The sequence below is a fragment of the Oxalobacteraceae bacterium OTU3CINTB1 genome (assembly GCA_024123955.1).
Classification (GTDB): Bacteria; Pseudomonadota; Gammaproteobacteria; order Burkholderiales; family Burkholderiaceae_D; genus Rugamonas.
Genome location: CP099652.1, coordinates 4030215 through 4047110, shown reverse-complemented (window position 1 = coordinate 4047110; position 16896 = coordinate 4030215). Strand labels below are relative to the sequence as shown.

General features: G+C 66.0%; 13 protein-coding genes. 5 read left to right on the top strand and 8 right to left on the bottom strand.

Features of this window, described 5'->3' with window-relative positions; all coding sequences use genetic code 11:
* Position 1 precedes the first annotated feature (1 nt).
* Positions 2-2206, bottom strand: a complete 2205-nt coding sequence (locus tag NHH73_17520) for an ATP-binding protein (GenBank protein USX24418.1) — start codon at positions 2204-2206, stop codon at positions 2-4.
* 6 nt (positions 2207-2212) lie between these two features.
* Entirely contained in the window at positions 2213-3364 is a 1152-nt protein-coding gene (locus NHH73_17515; GenBank protein ID USX24417.1) for an aminotransferase class I/II-fold pyridoxal phosphate-dependent enzyme, read from the bottom strand.
* 123 nt (positions 3365-3487) lie between these two features.
* Here NHH73_17515 and NHH73_17510 point away from each other — a divergent pair, with 123 nt between their 5' ends.
* The gene (locus tag NHH73_17510; protein USX24416.1) at positions 3488-4666 is read left to right on the top strand and encodes a branched-chain amino acid ABC transporter substrate-binding protein; all 1179 of its coding nucleotides are present in this window, start codon (positions 3488-3490) and stop codon (positions 4664-4666) included.
* Here the strand turns inward: NHH73_17510 and NHH73_17505 are convergent.
* Positions 4659-5321, bottom strand: a complete 663-nt coding sequence (locus tag NHH73_17505) for a PEP-CTERM sorting domain-containing protein (protein ID USX24415.1) — start codon at positions 5319-5321, stop codon at positions 4659-4661. The genes NHH73_17510 and NHH73_17505 overlap by 8 nt on opposite strands.
* A gap of 117 nt (positions 5322-5438) precedes the next feature.
* The gene (locus NHH73_17500) at positions 5439-7733 is read right to left on the bottom strand and encodes a TonB-dependent receptor (protein USX24414.1); all 2295 of its coding nucleotides are present in this window, start codon (positions 7731-7733) and stop codon (positions 5439-5441) included.
* A gap of 255 nt (positions 7734-7988) precedes the next feature.
* Here NHH73_17500 and NHH73_17495 point away from each other — a divergent pair, with 255 nt between their 5' ends.
* The 4 genes from NHH73_17495 to NHH73_17480 all read left to right on the top strand — a co-directional run bounded on the left by NHH73_17495 (position 7989) and on the right by NHH73_17480 (position 12071).
* The gene (locus NHH73_17495; protein USX24413.1) at positions 7989-8378 is read left to right on the top strand and encodes an OsmC family protein; all 390 of its coding nucleotides are present in this window, start codon (positions 7989-7991) and stop codon (positions 8376-8378) included.
* A 153-nt stretch (positions 8379-8531) separates the two neighbouring features.
* Complete coding sequence (locus NHH73_17490; protein ID USX24412.1) at positions 8532-8960, top strand: hypothetical protein; 429 nt, start codon at positions 8532-8534, stop codon at positions 8958-8960.
* Positions 8950-10362 carry a peptidase gene (locus tag NHH73_17485; GenBank protein ID USX24411.1) on the top strand — a complete coding sequence of 471 codons (1413 nt, stop codon included), beginning with the start codon at positions 8950-8952 and terminating at the stop codon, positions 10360-10362. Before NHH73_17490 ends, NHH73_17485 begins: the two co-directional genes overlap by 11 nt.
* A 125-nt stretch (positions 10363-10487) precedes the next feature.
* Positions 10488-12071: an ATP-dependent DNA helicase gene (locus NHH73_17480; GenBank protein ID USX24410.1), complete on the top strand. Its 1584-nt coding sequence runs from the start codon at positions 10488-10490 to the stop codon at positions 12069-12071.
* On the opposite strand, the gene NHH73_17475 is transcribed toward NHH73_17480, so the two are convergent.
* Genes NHH73_17475 through NHH73_17460 form a run of 4 tightly spaced genes read right to left on the bottom strand, consistent with a single transcriptional unit; the run spans position 12037 to position 16895 of the window.
* Complete coding sequence (locus tag NHH73_17475; protein ID USX24409.1) at positions 12037-13203, bottom strand: esterase-like activity of phytase family protein; 1167 nt, start codon at positions 13201-13203, stop codon at positions 12037-12039. The genes NHH73_17480 and NHH73_17475 overlap by 35 nt on opposite strands.
* Positions 13200-14744: a DUF3526 domain-containing protein gene (locus NHH73_17470; protein ID USX24408.1), complete on the bottom strand. Its 1545-nt coding sequence runs from the start codon at positions 14742-14744 to the stop codon at positions 13200-13202. Before NHH73_17470 ends, NHH73_17475 begins: the two co-directional genes overlap by 4 nt.
* Entirely contained in the window at positions 14741-16231 is a 1491-nt protein-coding gene (locus NHH73_17465) for a DUF3526 domain-containing protein (protein USX24407.1), read from the bottom strand. The genes NHH73_17470 and NHH73_17465 overlap by 4 nt, the downstream gene beginning before the upstream one ends.
* On the bottom strand, positions 16191-16895 hold the full coding sequence (locus NHH73_17460; GenBank protein USX24406.1) for an ABC transporter ATP-binding protein: 705 nt from the start codon (positions 16893-16895) through the stop codon (positions 16191-16193). The genes NHH73_17465 and NHH73_17460 overlap by 41 nt, the downstream gene beginning before the upstream one ends.
* Position 16896: the final 1 nt, after the last annotated feature.

The window sequence follows — 16896 nt, the reverse complement described above, 5'->3', positions numbered from 1 at the left end:
TTCAACGGAGTGTGGCGATCACCGAGAGCAAGCCATCGACATCGACCGGTTTGACGAAATAGTGATCGAAGCCGGCGTCCTTGGCCAGCTCGCGGTCCTCGCGGCGTCCGTAGCCGGTCACCGCCACCAGGGTGGCGTTGGCGGTCTGCGGCAGCTTGCGCAGCCCGCGCGCCAGATCGTTGCCGCTCAAATCGGGCAGGCCGATGTCGAGCAGGCACAGTTGCGGCCCGACCGCCTGGGCGATCTCCAGCCCCGCATGCGCGGTGTGCGCCAGGAAGACCTCGTGGCCGACGGTCTCCAGCAGCAGCTGCAAGGTTTGCGCGGCGTCGATGTTATCGTCGACCACCAACACGCGCAGCTTCGTTTGCGGCGCGGCCACCGGCTTGGCCGCCACCGGCGCCTGCGCGCCCGCCGCGCCGGGCAGCTTGATGGTGAAGGTGCTGCCTTTCTGGTCGCCGCCGCTGTCGACGACCACCGTGCCGCCATGCAGTTCGACCAGCGTCTTGACCAGCGCCAGTCCCAGTCCCAGGCCGCCCTGCGAGCGGTCGGAGTTGCGGTCGGCCTGCGCGAACAGTTCGAACACGCGCCCGCGCAATTCGTCCGACATGCCGATGCCGTTGTCGCTGATGACCATCTTGACTTCGCCCGCCTCGGCGCGCACCAGCAGGCGGATGGCGCCGCCGGCCGGCGTGTACTTGGCCGCGTTGTTGAGCACATTGACCAGCACCTGCACCAGCCGTTTATGGTCGCCCATGACCTGCAGCGGCGTCTCCGGCAGCACCAGGTCGAAGCGGTGCTGCTTGGCGCGCATCATCGGGTCGGCCTGTTCGATGGCGTCGGCGACGACGTCGGCGACGTTCAGCGGTACCCGCGTCAACGTCACCAGGCCACGCGTGACGCGCGAGACGTCGAGCAGGTCGTCGACCAGCCGCGTCATGTGCGTCACCTGGCGCACGATGATGCCGGCGGTGCGTTCGACCGACTGCGGGCTGGCGTTGCCGCTCTGGAGCAGCTGGGCGCCGGCGCTGATCGGCGCCAGCGGATTACGCAGCTCGTGCGCCAGCATCGCCAAAAATTCGTCCTTGCGCTGGTCGGCCTGGCGCAGCTGCGTTTCGGCCAGCAGGTGCTGCCGCTCCTTTTCCTGCAGCGCGGCGGCCATGGCGTCGAGCGCGCGCGCCAGTTCGCTGATCTCCTCGTTGCCGTAGGTGATGCCGCTGCGCGCGGCCAGCGTGCCGGAGGCGATGCTGTTGGCGGTGGTGGCCAGCCGCTTGACCCGGCGCAGCACCAGCACGTCGCCGACGAACCATGCCGCCAGCAGCGCCAAGATCAGGGTGGCCGTCAACGCCAGCAAGTCGAGCTTCTGGTCGCGGCGTGCGACGGCGGTGATGTCGTCGGCCGGAATGCCGATCGTGACCGTGTAGTCGGACAGCCCGTTGTTGCCGACCCGGGCGAAGCGGTGCAGCCGCTCGATGCCGTCCGGGCCGGTGAGCAGCACGGGTTTTCCCGGCTCGCCGGCCATGGCCGCGCGCATCGCCGGCCACACCTGTTTGCCGTACCATTGCTCGGGGTGCGGCTTGCGGGCGATGATGTTGCCTTCGGAATCGGCGGTCATCAGCAGGGACCCGGGCGGCAGCTGGATGTCGGCGACGAAGCGATCGAGCTTGGTCAGGTCCAGCGCGGCGAACACTACGGCCTGGACCTGCTGGCCCTCGTCGAGCAGCGGATAGGTAAGGTTGACGGTGTGCTTCTGGATCACCCGGCCGAAGACGTAGCCGCCGGCGACGAAGCGGCGCAAATGGACGGCGCGGCGGAAATGCGTGCGGTCGCCCAGGTTGACCACCGTTTTAGAGGGGATGGCGGTGCAGGTGACATCGCCGTTCAGCTGGATCAAGCCGAAGTTGGCGTAGTCCGGATTCTGCTTGTGGATGTTCGCCAGCAGGCGGCTGCAGTGGGCCTGGTCGCCCATCAAATCGGGCACGCTGGCCAGGTCGCGCAGGATCTGGCGCGCGCTTTCGATCGACTGGGCTTCGTTGGCGGCGGCCAGGTTGGTCAGCTGCTGCAGGTTTTCCTCGGCCACGCGGATGGCGTGTTGGCGTTCGCGCACCCCGCTGACGACGGTCATCACGGCGATCGGCGCGATCGCCAGCGCCACCAGTAAAATCAGCCGGCTGCGCAGGCTATTGAGTTGGAAGAGGAGAAAGGCCACAGCGGGTCAGTGCGCGCGGTACAGTGCGTTGCCGAAGTCGACGATAGCTTTGACGCCGCGCCGCAGCGTGGCCACATCGTCCGAGATGTAGCCAATGCGGATGTGGCCGGGCACGCCCAACGCCTCGCCGGGCATCACCGCCACCGAGCGCTCGGCCAGCAGCCGCTCGGACAGCGCGCTGGTGTCCATCGTCAGCGGCGAGACGTCGGCCCACAGATACGGCCCGGAGGCCGGGCAGCGCATCGTCAGCCACGGCAGGCCGGCGCTCAGGTCGAGCACCAGGTCGCGGCGCGCGCGGTAGTCGGCCAGCATCGCGCGCGGCTCGCCCGATTCGAAGGCCGCCGCCAGCGCCAGCTGGATCAGCATCGGCGCGGCGGCGGTGATCGGGCCTTGCAGTGTTTCCATCGCCGACACCAATTCAGGCGGCGCCACCGCGAAGCCGGCGCGCCAGCCCATCATGGCGTAGCTTTGCGAGGCCGAGAACAGCGTGACGACACCGATCTCGCGCCAGTCCGGACGCGAGGCCAGGCTGACATGGGCGCCGTCGAAGATCAGTTTCTCATAACTCTCGTCGACGATGGCGTGGGTGCCGGTGCGTTTGAGCCAGGCGCCGATGCAGTCGATTTCGGCGGCCGTCAGCACCGCGCCGGTGGGGTTGTGCGGGTTGTTGACGATCAGGACCTTGGCCGGCGGCAGGCTGTCCAGCAGTTCGGCCGTGATCACGTCCGGCAGGTCGACCAGCACCGGTTCGAGTCCGAGCAGTTTGCTGGTCGCCACGTAGGCCGGCCAGTGCGGCTTGAAGATGATCACGCGGTCGCCCGGATCGGCCATCACATATAAAGCCTGGTACAGCGCCTGCTTGGCGCCGTTGGTGACCAGGATGTCGGCCGGCGTGGCGCCGATGCCGTTTTCCTTGACGACCTTGTCGGCGAGCCGGGCGCGGATCGCGGCGTCGCCGACGACGGCGGTGTAGGCCAGCGATGGCTGGCGCAGGCCCGCGCGCGTCGCTTCGAGCACCGCTTCGGGGGCCTGGAAATGCGAGATCGCGATGGAAAAATCGATCACATCCTCGCCGCGCGCCTTCATGGCGTCGACCCGGCCGTGCATGGCCGTGGTGGCCAACGGCTTGATACGCGCGATGCGTTGGGAAATTTCCATATTGATATCCCTGAAGCAAATGTTACGGTGAATTATTTTACTTCAGTTATACCAGCAGCAACGCACGGAATGCAGAGTCTGGTGTCGGATGGTATCCTTGCCAAGTTAACCCACGAGGATTGTATGAAGTTCCCAACAAAAGCAACTGTATTAAAGACAACGACGATCACGGGCGCCGTCGCGCTGGCACTGGCCGCCGGCGCGCCCGCCGCGCAGGCTGAAGACATCATTAAAATCGGTCATGTGGCGGCCACTTCCGGCCCGATCGCCCACCTGGGCAAGGACAACGAAAACGGCGCCCGCATGGCGGTCGATGAGCTCAACGCCAAGGGGGTGGTCATCGGCGGCAAAAAATACAAGATCGTGCTGCAGGCGGAGGACGACGCCGCCGATCCGAAGCAGGCCACGGCCGCCGCGCAGAAACTGGTGGACGCCAAAGTGCAGGGCGTGATCGGACACGAGACGTCCGGCACCTCGATCCCGGCCTCGCGGATCTACTACGACGCCGGCATTCCGCAGATATCGCCGTCGGCCAGCAACCCGCAGTACACGCGCCAGCGCTACAACACCACCTTCCGCAACGTCGCTAACGACGAACAACTGGGCGCCGCCCTGGCGCGCTACGCGATGCAGCAGGTCAAGGCCAAGCGCATCGCCGTCATCGACGACCGCACCGCCTACGGCAAGGGCCTGGCTGATGAATTCATCAAGAACGTCAAGCGCGGCGGCGCGGCATCCGGATCGAGCATCGTGTCGACCCAGTTCACCAACGACAAGGCGACCGACTTCAGCGCCATCCTGACGGCGGTCAAAGCGACCAGGCCGGATATGATTTTCTTCGGCGGCATGGACGCCGTGGCCGGCCCGATGCTGCGCCAGATGAAGCAACTGGCGATCCCGATCAAGTTCATGGGCGGCGACGGTATGTGCTCGGATTCGGTGCCGCGTTTGGCGGGCAACGCGATGAGCGACGGGCAGGTGATCTGCGCGGAGGCTGGCGGGGTGGAGCCGTCGCAGGAGAAGGGCATGGCCGATTTCCGCGTCGCGTATAAAAAGCGGTATGGGATCGAGGTGCAGACGTATGCGCCTTACACCTACGACGCGCTGATGACGATGGTGGCGGCGATGCGCAAGGCGGGTTCGCCCGATCCGGCCAGGTATCTGCCGGAGCTGGCGAAGATCCAGTACAAGGGCGTCACCGGCAATATCGCCTTCGATGCGCGCGGCGACGTGAAGGATGGCGTGCTGACCATTTATACCTTCAAGAACGCCACCCGCGAGAAGCTGGCGGTGGTTAAGTAGCGGAAGCAAGCGGCCGGGCGGCCGCCCGGCGGCGTCGCGCCACGGCGCCCAGCAGCGCCAGGCCACCGAGCATCATCAGATAGCTGTCGGCTTCGGGAACCGGCAACGGCACCGACCTGACGCTCAGCTGCACGTTGAAGTTGGCGAACGAAAATTGGCCCGGGATGTCGCCGTTGAAGCGGTTACGCAGGTCCAGCCACAGGTAGCCTTCGCTGAAGTACTCAGGGCTTGGATAGTAGTAATAGTCGTTGAGATAATCGTGGGCGGTATGGGTGAGCGGAGCGACACCCGGCGGAATGCCTGTCGCGTACATCTTCCCATACGTATTTATATTCGCCGCGGTCCAGACGCTGGTGCCGGCGTCGTCGTAGGTTGTGGTGGTGTGCTCGATGTCAGCGTCGAGAAAAAGGTTGATGGCGTAGCCGTCGTGGGCGACGATGCGTATGGCGTGATGCATGTCAAAGTCGCCGGTGACCGGAGTGCCGGTCATGCTCATGGACAGCCCGTTACCCAACAACTTGTAGTCGACATTGGCGAGCGGGTTGTCGATATAAAAATCCATCTCGCCGGTGCTAAGTTTTAAGGTGTCCGCTACCGCGAGCGAGCTGAACGATAGAGCCGCCGCCAACAGGATGCTACGAAAATGACCCGTCATGAATTTTCCCAGTCTGATTATGTGTTGTAAAAATATAAAATAACATATTTGCAAGACTAGAGGAAGTATCTTCCGGTAACTTTCGGGAGTTTTCCGTTGCCGTTGGTGTTTGCCGCTTCAGGCGCCCGGCGGACCGAAACCGCCCGGGCCGGGGCCGCCAGGCCCGCCGGGAGCTCGGCCTGGGCCGAAGCCACCGCCTTCGCGCTCCGATGATGAACCGCCGGCGCCGCCGAAGCGGTACGACAATCCCACATAAAACACCCGGCCATCGAAGCGCCTGGTGCTGGTCTCGCGCAAGGTGCTGCTGTTGATGACCGTCTCCATCTTGTTCTTATCCAGCACGTCGGTGACGTTGGCCACCAGGCTCAGTTGTGGCGTCAGCGCGTGGCGCGCGCTGAGATTAAGCGTGCGGTTCGGCGAACGGTAGCCCTGGCCCGACAAGGTCTTGCCCATCATCTGCAACGCCATCTGCATCTGCGTGGCGGCGCTGTACTGGTAGTTCAGGCGCAAACGGCCGCTCAGCGAATTGGCGGTGCGCGTGCTATACACGCCGGTGTCATCCTGCGACCGCTGCTGGCTGCGCGCCAGGTTGCCGCTGGTGTTGATCGTCAAATTGGGCAGCAGCTTGCCGCTGACGGTGAATTCCAGTCCGCTCGAGTGACTGCCTTCGCCGTTTTGTTTGGTCGTCAGCAGCACGTTGTTGGCGATGAAATAGCGGTAGTCGACGATGGCGTCCGAATCCTCGCGGTAGTAGGCGCGCAGGTTGGTCTCCAAACCGGCGACCTTGGTCTCGTAGCCCACTTCGAACGAATCGGTCTTGGTCGGCATCAGCTGCGGATTGCCGGCCGAGACGTTGAATTCATCGCGGTAGACCTGGTAGGGGTTGAGGTCGTTGGCGCCGGGGCGGCGGATGCGGCGCGCGTAGGCGAAGCGCATATTGGCCGTGTCGTTGACCTTGTAGGTCGCGAACAGGCTCGGAATGAAGTTGACGTAGCTGTTCTTGTCCTGCGTGCCGCTGGTGATCTGGCGGATGTCCATGTCGGTGTACTCGGTGCGCAGGCCGGCCAGGACGCCCCAGTTCTCGGTCAGGCGCATCTGGTAGGAGGCGTACAAGGCCAATACCTTTTCGTCGACCTCGAAGCGGTTGGTGCGCGCCGGGTTGACGATGGCGACCGACGTCAGTGGATCGATGTCCGTGTACAGCGTGTCGAAGGTGCTTTTGGTGCTGGCCGCCTTGTAGCCGGCTTTGGCCGAGCCGCCCCACAGCGGGCGCTCGTAGTCGCCGGTGAAGTCGACCACCTTGATGGTGGTGTCGCTGTGCTGGAAGGCGCGCGTGTCGATGAAGCCCGGGGTGGCGTAATCGTTGGCGTAGTTGCTGTCGTTCTCATTGTCCGACGAGGACACGCGCAGGTCGATCTTCAGCGATTCGCCCGGCAGTTCGCCCTTGTGGTCGTAGCGCCCGCCCCAGCTGTAGTTGCGGCTGTCGCCTTCGCGCGCGGTCGTGCGCACGTAGTCGCGCTCAGGGCTGAACGACGTGGCGCCGTTGAGGTAGCGGTCGGTGCCGCGCTGGTCGTTGGTGCGGCCGTTGTAGGAGGCGCTGCCGGTGAGCGTGTCGGTCTGGTTCAAGTTGTAGCTGACGGTGCCGTTGGCGCCGACCATGTCGTTGAGGCCTTTGCCCACCGACGACTGGCTGCTGTGGACGAACGCGCCGGTCGCCGGATCGAGGCGGTCGCGGCTGACCTCGGCGGTGGAATCGCGGCCGTCGTGACGCACGTTGAGGCCGCCCTGGAAGCCCCACGGGCCCTCGTTGTAGCTGCCGTTGACGGCGCTGTTGTAGCGGCCGTCCTTGCCGGCGTTGGCGTTGACGGTGCCGAAACCGCCCGGCTTGCGGTTGCGGCGCATCACCAGATTGAGGATGGGGCCGCCGCCGCCCTCGTTACCGAACTGCGCGCCGGGGTTGTTGATCACTTCCACCGACTCGATATCGTCGGCACCCATGGCTTGCAGCGCGGCGCCACGGTTCTCGCCTTGCAGCATGGCCGACGGCTTGCCGTCGACCAGGATCTGCACATTGCTGCTGCCGCGCAGGGTGACGGTGCCGTCCGGATCGACGGCGACCGACGGCACGTTGTTGAGGGCGTCGGCGGCGGTGCCGTTGGTGCTCGAGACGTCGGATTTGACGTCGTACACCTGGCGGTCGATGCGGTTGGTCGGACGCTCGCCGGCGACGGTGACGGACGGCACCACGGCGGCATCCTTCGCGGGCGCGGCCGTGGTGCTGGCCGGTGCCGGTTTTGCGGCGGGTTTTTCAACCGTGGTTTGGGCCAGTGCGCCGAGCGGGGCGGCCAACAGCACGCCGAGCGAGCCGCCGGTCAGGCAACGGGACAGGAGTTTCTTTTGCTTCTTTTGCATGAGGCTGGCGGGCCGCCGGGCGGCGCCGTCTTATTTGATGTCGGAAGCCTGCTATTTTACAGAAGGCCCATGCCAATTATTGCCATTTACAAATCTTTACCAATATGAAGCTTGCGGAAACAAGGAAAGCGCGCGCAAAGCGTTGTTTCCATGCGTTGCCGCCGAAACACCATGCGCGCTTCTGGCTTTTGGCGGAGGCGAATCGTGCTTCCGGCGCGGGTCGGGCGCGATAAAATGGCGCCAAGGAGAATGACCATGGCACAAGGCGTCGCACGCATCGGCAGGGATATTTATAAGACATCGATCGAGGTCGGCGGCCACGCGCTGACCGGCGACGAGCCGCCGCGCAACGGCGGCGCCAACAAAGGTCCGGCGCCGTATGACTTCATCCTGGCCGGGCTGGGTTCCTGCACGGCGATCACCTTGCGCATGTACGCCGACCGCAAGCAGTGGCCGATGGAGGCGGTCGACGTGGCGCTGCACCTGGCGCCCGCCGCCGACGGCGCCTTGCTGATCAAGCGCGTGCTGACCTTCCACGGCGCGCTCGACGCCGATCAAATAGCCCGCATGGCGGAAATCGCCGAGAAAACGCCGGTGACGCTGACGCTCAAGGGCGGCGTGCGCATCGAGACCAGCGTCGCCTGACATCCTTCAAATCGCCTTTCCCGTCTTGAACTGGATCAGGAATCCGTCCGGCCTGAAGTGGAACCAAATCGAACCGTGCCTCGTCTAACTTGGGCAAGTTGAACCATACCCATGGTTTTTGTTCGATTCGATGTTCTTACCAAAGGGCTTGATATGAACCTGACTAAACTTCTGGCGGGACTGCTTGGCGCCGCCGCCGGTTGCAGCGCCACCGCCTCGCCGCCAGCCGCCAACGGCGTCATGGAATTTCCCAACGTTAGTGTTGTCGCGCAGCCAGCGCCGCAGCACGGGCGGGCGGAGCCGCCGCCGCACGCCGGCATGATGGGCTTCAAGGACCCGGCCACCGGCAAGCTGACCGGGCCGACGGCCCGGCAGGCGGCGGCGTTGGCCGTCCCGCCCAAGGGCGCCTCGACCACTGGCGCCACCTCCAAACCCACGCTGACCCGGCCGCCGCACGGCGGCGTCGCATTGATGCTCGAGGAGCGCCACGAGCGCTACGCGCTGGCGCGCAAGGATGCCGCCGGCAAGGTCACCGAGACGTGCGAAGCGGACAGCGAGCCGGGAGAACATTATGAGAAATAAACTGATTGCCATCTGCGGCGCGTTGGCCATGCTGTGCTCGTCGGGCAGCTGGGCCGCCGCCACCATTGCCATCGTCAACGGCGACCCGGCCGGCGTCGGCTTCAACGACCCGACGCCGGTGACGCCGGTGGGCGGCAACAGCGGCACCACCCTGGGCGCGCAGCGCATCAACGCTTTCCAACAAGCGGCGAGCATCTGGGGCGCGACGCTCGACAGCAGCGTGCCGATCCGCGTGCTGGCGACGTGGGAGGCCTTGCCCTGCAACGACACCGGCGCCGTGCTCGGGTCGGCCGGCGCCTTGCAGGTGTTCGCCAACTTTACCGGCGCACCGCAGGCCAACGCCTGGTACGGCGAGGCCGAGACCAACAAGCTGCTCGGCATCGACGCCGATCCCGACATGCCCGAGATCCGCGCCCGGTTCAACGTCAATCTGGGCCAGCCCGGCTGCTTCAGCGGCTCGCCGTTCTATCTGGGACTCGACAACAACCACGGGCCGCAGATCGACCTGGTGGCCGTGCTGCTGCACGAGTTCGCCCACGGCCTGGGCTTCCAGACCTACACCGACGACGCCACCGGCGAACTGTTGGCCGGCATCCCCAGCATCTGGGATTATTTCTTATTGGATACGGCAACCAACAAGTTATGGAAGGACATGAGCGACGCCGAACGGGCCGCCTCCGCCAGGCGCGCCGGGCGGCTGGTGTGGAACGGCCCCATCGTCACCGAGGCGGCGCGCATCGTGCTGCGGCCGGGCACGCCGTTGCTGACGATCCTGTCGCCGTCGCGCGTGGCCGGGGTGCAGCGGGTCGGCGTCGCGCAATTCGGTCCGCCGCTGGGCAGTCCGGGCCTGACCGGCGAGGTCATGCCGGTCATCGATACGCCGCCCAACACCGGACTGGCGTGCACGCCGTTGGCGGAACCTAACGCCCGGGCCGTCCAGGGCAAGATCGCGCTGATCGACCGTGGCGGGTGCACTTTCGTCGAAAAGGTCAAGAACGTGCAGAACGCGGGGGCCATCGGCGCCATCATCGTCGACAACGCGGCGGGCACGCCGCCACAGGACCTGGCCGGCGACGATCCAACCATCGTCATCCCCGCGGTGCGGATTTCGCTGGAGGACGGCGCCGCGCTGAAGGAGGTGCTGGCCACGCGCTCGCGCACCAAGTCCGGCCTGTTCGCCAACCTCGGCGTCAACCTGGCGGTGCGCGCCGGCACCGATCCGTCGGGGAGGGTGCTGATGTACGCGACCGATCCCAACCTGCCCGGATCGTCCGTGTCGCACTACGACATCAGCGCCATCCCCAACCAGCTGATGGAACCGTCGATCAACGACGACCTGTCGCACGAGGTCAAGCCGCCGCGCGATTTGACGTATCCGTTGCTCCGGGACATAGGCTGGTAGCCGTCGGCGCGCTACGCACCTGACCGCCGCCCGGCCGAACACGCCCGGGCGGTGTGCTGGCGTACATACCGCAACGGCGTCCTTGTCTACTCTTTCTCCAGTCCCGCTGAATAGAAAGAGTGTCCATGGCAGCCCTAAAGAACAAGCACATCAACGACCTTCTGCGCAAGGTCTTCGGCATTGAATCCTTGCGCGACGGCCAGCGCCACGTCATCGACAGCGTGCTGGCCGGCCAGGACACGCTGGCGGTCATGCCCACCGGCAGCGGCAAGTCGCTGTGCTACCAATTGCCGGCGCGCCTGCTGAAGGGCGTGACGGTGGTGGTGTCGCCGCTGATTTCGCTGATGAAGGACCAGGCCGAAAAGCTGGAGGAGGCCGGCATCGCCAGCGCCGCGCAGATCAACAGCAGCCTGTCGCGCGTCGACGAGCTGGCCGCGCTGGAGGGTATCGAAAGCGCCGACAAGGATATCGTTTTCTGCACGCCGGAACGGCTGGTGACGCCGGAATTCCTGGCGCTGCTCAAGAACAGCGAGATCGCACTGGTGGTCATCGACGAGGCGCATTGCATCTCGCAGTGGGGCCACGATTTCCGACCGGCATACCTGGAAATCGGCGCCGCGCTCAACGCCCTGGGGCGTCCACCGGTGCTGGCGCTGACCGCGACCGCCACCGACGGAGTGATCGCCGATATCCGCGCCCAGCTGGGCAGGCCGCGCATGGCGGTCGTCAACACCGGCATCTATCGCCCCAATCTGCATTACCGCGTACGCCAGGTGACCAATCCCGGCGAAAAGGACGCGCAGGCGCTGCAGCTGGTGCGCGAGACCGCAGGCGTCGGCATCATCTACGCCGCCACCGTCAAGGCGGCCGAGGAAATGTACGACATGCTGCGCAACGCCGGCGAGAGCGTGACGCTCTATCACGGCAAGCTGAAAGCGGCCGAGCGCAGCGAAAACCAGAACCTGTTCATGAGCGGGGAGCGCCGCGTGATGGTGGCGACCAACGCCTTCGGCATGGGCATCGACAAGAGCGACACGCGCTTCGTCATCCACTTGCAAGTGCCAGCCAATCTGGAAGCCTACTACCAGGAGTCCGGCCGCGCCGGGCGCGACGGCCTCGACGCCGAGTGCACGCTGTTGTACTACCATGCCGACAAACGCCTGCAGCAGTTTTTCCTGATCAAACACTACCCGTCGGCCGAGGAATTGCGGGCCGTGTACGAGGCGGCTGTCGCATCGGAGCAGATGACCTTCACCGAGGCCGATCTGAAACCGCGCCTGGAGCAGCTGCCCGCCAGCCAGTTGAAAATCTGCCTGAAGATGCTCAAGGACGGCAAACTGTTGAAGCGCAACAGCAAGCTGGCCTACCTGGTGGCCAAACAGCCGAAAGGCCCGCCGAAGATGGCGGAGTTCGAGCGCATGGCGCAGGTCTACGTGGACAAGCATGAGCGCGACCGCGAAGGGCTGGAGCAGATGGTGGGCTACGCGCAGAGCGGCTACTGCCGCTGGAAGCTGCTGCTGGACTACTTCGGCGACCTGTCGCCGGGCTTCGAGCGCTGCTGCAAGTGCGACAACTGCCTGTCGCCGCCGTCGATACAGGAAAGCGGGCCGCTGCTGGCTGCCGCCGACCCTTCGCCGGCAGCGCCGCCGCCGGCGCTTTCCGCACAGTTGAACGCTATGGGATCAGTTCAAACAGCAGCAGCTGCGTAACCTGGTCCTTGCCGAAATTGTCGTCCGAGACCAGCACCAGGCTGGCATGGCCGTTCGGCAGCACCGGGCCGAGGGAGATGCCCTCCAGGTTGTCCACCCGCGGCAGATTGAGCGCATTCACGTCCAATACCAAACGCTTTTTCAGCGGCGTGTAGGTGGCGCCGTTGATGCTCGCGAGGTTCTGGATATCGCTGGCGCCATCGGTGGTGATCTCGTAGATGCGGACGAAATCCTGAAAGGTGCCGTCGTCGGCCTGCACGCCGGAGCGCTCCATCACCAGCACCCGGTTGTGGCTGAGGGCGAGGATTTCCGAGATGCCGTTGTCGGCGAACTTGCCCTTGCCCGGCGCGGCGGGAATCGCCTCGAGCGGGTAGGCGAACTGCCCGAGTACCTTGCCGTCGCGGGCGAAGTGGGTGATGCGGTTGACGGCGCCGGTGCGCGGGTCCGGCAGCGCGCCATCCTGGATCATCGGTCCCTCCATCGACACCCACAGCGTATTGCCGTCCGGCGCGAAGCTCAAGCCTTCGAAGCTCTGGTTGTTGCGCTGTCCGGCCTTGCCGTCTTCGGGCACGTCGAACATGGCCGGCAAGGGCAGCTCCGCCAGGAAGCTGCCGTCGGCTTTGGCCTGACGCACGAACGGCGGCAGGCCGGCGGGCACGTCGCCTTCGCTGGTGTACCAGATGCTGCCGTCGCGCGGATCGACGCGGGCCGACTCCAGGTCGGGCACCACGCCGCCGTGCCGTTTGAAGTTTTCCTTCGACGGATAGGCTTTGCCGTCCGGTTGCAGCAGCGTGACGACGCTGGTCAGCTCGACGGACTTGAACGCTTTGTCATCGTACCCGAGCCGCGCGCGGTAGTAGCGCGCCGGATTGTGTTCGGAGCGGTCGTCGCAGATCATCACCCAATCGCCACGGGCGGCGTCGTAGTCGATGCCGGACAGGCCGCCCACCATCGTGCCGTGGAATTGCGCGCGCCACGGCAGCCGCTGCTCGCCGATGAAGCGCAGCGCCGATACCGTGTCGGGCGTGGTTTTGGCCGTCGGCAGCTGGGCGCAGCCGCCGAGCGCCAGAAGCAGGGAGAGCGCGCCGGCGAGGGGCCGGACGTAGCGGCGGGATGGGTGGTGAGCCTTCATATTCTCTTGTCGTGAGCAGAAAATCCAGCAGTATAACGGAGCCGGCGTCGGCCTCGCCGAATGCGCACCATCAAGCCCGCCGCGATGGCCAGCAGCACGGCGATCCACACCGACAGCACCGCCAGTTGCGGCGCTGCGTCCGGCACCTGCGCCAACGCCGTGGAGGCGCCAAAGCGCGGTACCTGGTCGAAGTCGCGGAAGCCGTAGCCGCCAAGGCAGGCGGCGGGGCAGGGCTTGCGTTCGTCGCCCAGCGCCGCCAGCTGGATCGCGCGCTGGAAGTAGTCGCGCAGCTGTACCTGATGGCGCTGCACCTCCTCCATGAACTGTCGGTGACGCTCGCCGTCATTGCCGGCGATGGCCGACAAGGTTTGATACACCAAGGTCACCGGGCTGAAGACGATGGCCTGGTCGAACAGGTGTTGCTGGCGCCTCCGCGCCTGTTCGAACTGGCGGTCGACGCCGGCCATGATGCGTTCCAGCTCCTGCGCGCGCTGCAGCCGCGACACGCTGGACGAGACCTTGGAAAGCGGGGTGACGGTGGGCTTCCATTCCGGGTGGCTGTCGTAGAAGCGCGCCAGGCTGCCCAGTTTATCGGCGTTGACCTGGTCGCCGGCGTCGCGCAGCGCCTGGACGTAGCGTTCCCGCACCGGCACCGGCGCGCCCATTTGAATGGCGGCCGTCATCGCGCCCGGCAGCAGCACCGCCAGCATCAGCCATGCGCCGAAGCCGGCGAAAGCGGCCGTCATGCGGTTGCCGCACACGGCGCAAATGACGACGGTGACCGCCGCCCAGAACATCGAATACAGCAGCACCACCCCGGCCCACGACGCCAGAGCGGTCATGCCGGCGCCATCGGGCGGTATGGTGCCGGCGGCGAGCGACGCGATGCCGACGGCCAGCACCAGCACCAGGCTGGCGGACAGCGCGCGCGCCGCGACTTGTGCCGCCAGCATGCGGCCGAGTCGCACGCCTTGCAGCTGCAAGGCGCGCAAGCGGTGGCTCTCGCGGTCCTGCGTCAGCACGGAAGTGCATAGCGCGAGCAGGATCAGCGGCCAAAGATACACCACGAAGAACATCAAGTCGAAACGGCCGGCCGCCAGCCGGCCCGGATGCTCGATCTCCAGCGCCGTTCGCGCCAGTTCCATCGATTCCGCGCGCACGCGGACGTAGGCCGGCAGCAGGTCGGCCTGGCCGATCGCCAGCGCGGCGCCTGGAATCTCCGGTTTGCCGGCGAAGCCGACATGTGCGCGGAAGGCGTAGCCGCGCACGTCCACCGGCGTCTTGTACCATTGCAGCGACTTGAACTCGGGCGCCGCCGGATCGGCGAAATAGCGCGTGGCCAGCGCGTTGGCTTCGGCGCGCGCGGCGGCTTCCTGCGCGGCGGCGTCGGCGACCGCCCGCCGCTGGTCGCGCTCGAAGCGGGCGCCTTCGAACAATCCGAATCCCGCTAGGGCAAGGGCGACCAGCACCAGGGCGATCGTGCCGCGCTCGCGCAACTGGCTGCGCAAGTCGTAGGCGATCAGTGTGAACATCTGTGTCATCGTAAGTTTCCGCTACGTAGGTGGCGCAAGCCGGCGCCGCACAGCAGCAGGCTTGCGATGAAGAGGGCAACCAGGGGCAGGCCCTGGCGCAGCGCCAGCGCCTTCAGGTCGAGCGCCTCGAAGTTGAATTTGAACGGCGAGATCTGGTCCCATAGCGCCTGGTCGCCGTCGTGGCGCACGCCATCCTGTTCCGGATGATCGGTGATCGCCTGGTTCAACACCTGCTGCATGCGGCGCCGCTGGCGCTCGGCGCCGTCGATGAATTGCAAGTGGTGGTGGGTGTCGCTGCCCGCCGCCGCGCTGGAAAGACCGGCTATCGCGACCGCCGGCGAGAGCCACCCGGCCAGCGCCGAGGCGTCGCTTTGCCGCCGCATCGCGTCGAACAGGCGGCCGTAATGGTCGTCGAAAATGCGGTCGCCGTGCTGTTCGCCGCGTTGCAGGCTGATGCCGGCCCAGTTGACCGGCAGGTCCTTGACGTCCTTGACGCCATATTCGCGCAGCAGTTGCTGTTTGTCGCGTTCCGCCTGTTCGGGATCGTCCGGCATGCCGAGTTCCGCGTCCATGCCGGCGCGGAACTGCTGCATGGTCGGCAGCGGCGCGGCCATCCGCGACAGTTCCACCGCCGCGCGCGGAACTACCAGTGTGGTCGCGGCCCACAAGCCGATCAACACCGCCAGGCTGGCGCGCAGCGTGGCGGCGCGCGCCGACACCGCCGCGATCAAGGCGGCCCAGGTGCACAGGTAGACCAGATAGCCGGCGCCGAACAGCAATGCGCGCGGCAAGCCGTCGCTGAACGGACTGCGGGTCCATTCGAGCACGCCGACCGCGATGCAGGCCGGCAGCGCGAGCACCATCGCCAGGCAAAGCAGCACCGCGCCGCGCGCCAGCGCCAATGCGCCCAGCGGCGCGGCGTTGATGCGCAGCGCGGCCAGCGTGCCGCGTTCGCGCTCCGCCGCGAACATGCCGAAGCCGAGGAAAATCATCGCCATCGGCGCCAGCACTTGCAGCACGAAGGCCGGATTCAACCGGAACTGGCGCGTGACACCCGGTTCATCGTTGGCCGGACGGTACACCAGCTCATTCTGTTTGTGCGCCTCCAGCCACACGCTGGCGCCGACGTAGTGCTCGACGCCGGGATCGAGCGCCGCCAGCGCCGATAGCGGCTTGAAAACATAGACGCCGTAGTGGGCCGCCGAATGCGGGTACTTTTTACCCTGCTGCGACCAGCGCTGTTGCTCCGCCTGTTGAGCGATGGCGCGGCCCTCCAGCGTGGCGCGCAGCTCCATCGACGACAACAGCGCCGCGCATACGGCCAGTGCCAGGCCGACGCCCACCACCAGCCATACGCGCCAGTCGCGCCGGCGTTCGCGCCAGTCGGCTTGCCAGGCGCCGTGCAGCGCGCGCAGCCACCGTTGGCGATTTGATTGTGCGTCCCGCCCGGCCACGTCAGGCGCGGCCGGCGAGGATGCCAAGGTAGTTGCGTTCAAGTTCGCCTGCATTCAAATCTCCCAATTTCCATTCACCGGCCAGACGGCCGCCCACCAGCATGCCGCAGCGGTCGGCCAGCTCCTGCGCGCGAAACAGATCGTGCGTCGCCATCAGGACGGCGGCGCCGTCGTCGGCCAGTGTCCGCACCAGTTCACCGAAGGTCACGCTGGCTTCCGGATCGAGGCCGGACGTGGGCTCGTCGAGCACCAGCACCTGCGCGCCCTTGGCCAGCGCCATGACGATGCCGACTTTTTGACGCATGCCTTTCGAATAGCCGGAGGCCATGCGGTGCCACGCGTGTTCCGGCAGGCCGGCGCGTTCCAGCAGCGCTTCGATTTCCTCGCGGCGCGGCTTCCTGCCTAATAGCCGCATGAAGAATTCGACGTTCTCGACGCCGGTCAGGCGTTCATAGAGCGCGACGTTTTCCGCGATATAGGCCGCGTGCTGGACGGCGGCGCGCGCCGGCGGCAGGTTGGAGCCGGCCAGGCGGATGTTGCCGGCGTCGGCGTCGACGAAGCCCAACAGGCAGCCGATGGTGGTGGATTTTCCGGCGCCGTTGGGGCCGAGCAGCGCGTAGATATCGCCGCCTTGCACATGCAGGTCGAGGCCATCGACCACGGTTCTGCCTTCGTAGCTTTTGCTTAGTTTTTCAATGTGTATCATC

Excerpts from the sequence above, each read along its gene's own strand:
- NHH73_17515 (USX24417.1), bottom strand. The coding sequence starts at position 3,364 with ATGGAAATTTCCCAACGCATCGCGCGTATCAAGCCGTTGGCCACCACG.
- NHH73_17510 (USX24416.1), top strand. The coding sequence starts at position 3,488 with ATGAAGTTCCCAACAAAAGCAACTGTATTAAAGACAACGACGATCACG.
- NHH73_17505 (USX24415.1), bottom strand. The coding sequence starts at position 5,321 with ATGACGGGTCATTTTCGTAGCATCCTGTTGGCGGCGGCTCTATCGTTC.
- NHH73_17500 (USX24414.1), bottom strand. The coding sequence starts at position 7,733 with ATGCAAAAGAAGCAAAAGAAACTCCTGTCCCGTTGCCTGACCGGCGGC.
- NHH73_17495 (USX24413.1), top strand. The coding sequence starts at position 7,989 with ATGGCACAAGGCGTCGCACGCATCGGCAGGGATATTTATAAGACATCG.
- NHH73_17490 (USX24412.1), top strand. The coding sequence starts at position 8,532 with ATGAACCTGACTAAACTTCTGGCGGGACTGCTTGGCGCCGCCGCCGGT.
- NHH73_17485 (USX24411.1), top strand. The coding sequence starts at position 8,950 with ATGAGAAATAAACTGATTGCCATCTGCGGCGCGTTGGCCATGCTGTGC.
- NHH73_17480 (USX24410.1), top strand. The coding sequence starts at position 10,488 with ATGGCAGCCCTAAAGAACAAGCACATCAACGACCTTCTGCGCAAGGTC.
- NHH73_17475 (USX24409.1), bottom strand. The coding sequence starts at position 13,203 with ATGAAGGCTCACCACCCATCCCGCCGCTACGTCCGGCCCCTCGCCGGC.
- NHH73_17470 (USX24408.1), bottom strand. The coding sequence starts at position 14,744 with ATGACACAGATGTTCACACTGATCGCCTACGACTTGCGCAGCCAGTTG.
- NHH73_17460 (USX24406.1), bottom strand. The coding sequence starts at position 16,895 with ATGATACACATTGAAAAACTAAGCAAAAGCTACGAAGGCAGAACCGTG.